Source organism: Psychrobacter sp. (assembly GCF_035469765.1).
GTDB lineage: Bacteria > Pseudomonadota > Gammaproteobacteria > Pseudomonadales > Moraxellaceae > Psychrobacter.
In genome coordinates this window covers 1-3,163 of record NZ_DATIRM010000290.1, presented here as the reverse complement: position 1 = coordinate 3,163, position 3,163 = coordinate 1, and the positions used below count along the sequence as shown (strand labels likewise).

General features: G+C 40.3%; 3 protein-coding genes. All 3 read left to right on the top strand.

Annotated elements, in window-relative coordinates:
• Positions 1 to 364, top strand: a 364-nt coding sequence (locus VLN09_RS08220; RefSeq protein ID WP_325245437.1) for a DMT family transporter, incomplete at its 5' end; no start/stop codon positions are given.
• Between the two features lie 8 nt (positions 365 to 372).
• Positions 373 to 834: a DMT family transporter gene (locus VLN09_RS08215; protein WP_325245439.1), complete on the top strand. Its 462-nt coding sequence runs from the start codon at positions 373 to 375 to the stop codon at positions 832 to 834.
• A gap of 396 nt (positions 835 to 1,230) precedes the next feature.
• The gene (locus tag VLN09_RS08210; RefSeq protein WP_325245435.1) at positions 1,231 to 2,295 is read left to right on the top strand and encodes a 2,3-butanediol dehydrogenase; all 1,065 of its coding nucleotides are present in this window, start codon (positions 1,231 to 1,233) and stop codon (positions 2,293 to 2,295) included.
• Positions 2,296 to 3,163: the final 868 nt, after the last annotated feature.

Genomic DNA, 3,163 nt, shown 5'->3' with positions numbered 1-3,163 from the left:
GCCTTTAGGGGGTCAGGTAGGCGAGCTGTGGGCAACATTGAGCATTTTTGGTGTTGGCGCTGCTTTGACATTCTTTTTGATGTTGTTTTTTAGTCCGCGAGACAGCCCTTCCTTTTTCTCACAGCCGCCTTTGCTACTGGTTGGTGGTATTTTAGGGCCTGTTTATGTGGTGGTATTAACCGTGGTGACGCCTGTTATTGGCATTGCGCTGACGATGATTGGGATATTGGCTGGGCAAGTGTTTCAGAGTTTAATCATAGATCATTATGGTTTGTTCGAAACTATGGAACGAAAAATAGACAGTAAACGAATTATCGCTTTATTTTTCATTATTGCCGCACTTGTTTTTATGGCAAAAGGATAACCTAAATGATGCTTATTTTAATGATTGTATTAGCAATAATTGGCGGTGCGGCTTTAAGTATCCAGGCAGCATTAAATGGTCGCCTTGGCAGCAACGTTGGGGTGTTTAAAAGTGCCTTTTTAACCTTTTCTGTGGGTGCGGTTGTGACCGCTTTGCTTATTTTCTTTTTTGAGCCAAATCATACTGTGACTTTGATGGATGTGCCTAAATGGCAATTACTTGGCGCTTTGTGTGGTGTTCCTTATATTGTCATTATGGTGGTTGCGGTCCAGCGTATTGGGACTGCTGTGGCAACGGTGGCAGTTATTTTTGGTCAGCTGAGTATGAGTGTATTAATTGATAATTTTGGTTTACTTGGTAATGAGACCATCAGCCTTTCAGGCAGTCGAATCAGTGCTTTGGTTTGTTTGGCAATCGCGCTTTATTTTATTTATGCTAGCAGCAAGTCTGAGCCTAAAGAGGCTCAGTAGTTCATACCTATTGATCGTTATTAACCATACTTTCTTAGGTCACAGCTACTATGATGTAGATGTAGTATTGCCAAATTTTTGCAGAATGATATTCGCACACTGTTCAGGTGCTTCCATTGGTAGAATGAGCTATGCTGTCGATTTTATAGTTATTAAGTTCATATCTAACACTAGCAGTTCGATGCCTGTATAGCGCACCGATCACGATTTAATACTATTTTCAGGCTTGCAAAGCTTATTAGTCAATATAAGGTTAATTAAATAAATGGCTCATTTGGATATACATACTAAAGCAGAGATTGGCAAATTGAGCTATGCTGAATAAACCGTAGAGATTTTTATCATAAATTATTTTATTTCACTATTTTTTTCTAATGACAATCAAAGGGGATTTATATGAAAGCGGCACGTTTTTATGACAAAGGTGATATTCGTATTGAAGATATTCCAGAGCCTACTGTAGAATCAGGTACCGTTGGAATCGATGTCGCTTGGTGTGGCATCTGTGGTACTGACCTGCATGAGTTTATGGAAGGTCCTATTTTTATTCCCCCTTGCGGTCATCCTCACCCTATCTCAGGAGAGTCTGCCCCAATCACTATGGGTCATGAATTCTCAGGCGTCGTTTATGCTATCGGTGAGGGCGTTGATGATATTGAAGTCGGTCAGCATGTCGTGGTCGAACCATATATTATCGCCGATGATGTTTCTACCGCGCCTGGTGAGAATTATCACTTATCAAAAAATATGAACTTTATCGGTCTTGGTGGTCGCGGTGGTGGTCTGTCTGAAAAAATTGCGGTCAAGCGCCGCTGGGTACATGCTATCTCTAATAAAATCCCATTAGATCAAGCAGCCTTGATTGAACCGTTAGCCGTTGGCTATCATGCTTTTGTGCGCAGTGGTGCTAAAGCAGGTGATATTGCTTTGGTCGGTGGTGGTGGTCCGATTGGATTGTTATTGGCTGCAGTTTTGAAAGCCAAAGGCATTACCGTAATTCTCACTGAACTGAGCGCCAAACGCAAAGAGAAGGCTAAAGAAAGTGGCGTCGCCGATTACATTTTAGATCCGACTGAAGTAGATTTGACTGAAGAAGTCATGACGCTTACGGATAATAGAGGTGTAGACGTGGCCTTTGAATGTACTAGCGTCAATAAGGTATTGGACTCGCTGGTTGAACTCACCAAACCTACTGGTGTGGTCGTGATTGTCTCTATCTGGAGCCACCCAGCCTCCGTAAATGTACATAGCGTAGTCATGAAGGAACTCGATATACGCGGGACTATCGGCTATGTAAACAATCATCAAGAAACAATCAAATTGGTCGAAGATGGCTTAGTTAATCTTGAGCCTTTTATTACTCAACGTATCAAATTAGATGATTTGATTTCTAAAGGCTTTGAGACCTTAATTCACAACAATGAATCAGCAGTGAAAATTATTGTAAACCCAAACCTGTAAATAATAAGGCAAGGGATTAGCTGTTGTAGACTAGGGCTATTTAGCTAGCTAGGTGGTCTTAATCTGCAGGTTAGAATTAACCAAACCCTAAGTTGCTCACATTCACCTAGGAAAACCCATATACACTACCATATTTTAAATTGAGCATATTGTGATCCATTCAGTCTTTTCCATAGAAAAGACTTGGGAGATTTTAATCATGCAGCTTGATAATAATATCCTGTTACAGCGCACCGATCCCTAAATTTAGATGTTGAGAAGTTCACATCATTAAATTGTGGTAATCGTCCAAAAAATCTTACTCATAAGCTAGGCCTCCGTTTATCTGAAATTAATATAAAACCTAACATCTTTCTGCTAAATTAAAAGAGATAGCTTTATGGTCTATCGGTTAGGAGGTGTTATGGATAAGGAGCTAAGAGGTAGTAAGTTGACGCGTGCAATGTTAGAAAGTGGTTATAGAAACGTATGATGTGCTGTCGATGACGAGAGCGGCGAACAAGCAATGATGGATCATGACGGTAACAATCTTACATCTTATATCGTAGCATTTGAGAATGATTATTTTCATAGTGATGGCGGTATGCAATGGTTATATGCTGTGCCAATTAAGATAGAGAAAATAGAAAGCGATTGTTGTGCTTGTGGATGGTGTAGAGAAAAATAAATAATAAGAAACACCGTAAACACTGGACGTACAGACAACCGTTTGTGTTCTAGTATAGGAGTCAAACTCTATTTTTGCGAACAGTCACCTTGTCATATTGCGGTATATTTTACGGTATATTTCAAAGACAGAAAAAGAGCAGCCTTGCACTTCAACGGTTATGGCTGCCAGTTTGTTTCCTTGTGTAGGAGTCACACTAAA

Bases quoted from the DNA above. Each gene is read 5' to 3' on its own strand.
- VLN09_RS08215 (WP_325245439.1), top strand. From the start codon at position 373: ATGCTTATTTTAATGATTGTATTAGCAATAATTGGCGGTGCGGCTTTA.
- VLN09_RS08210 (WP_325245435.1), top strand. From the start codon at position 1,231: ATGAAAGCGGCACGTTTTTATGACAAAGGTGATATTCGTATTGAAGAT.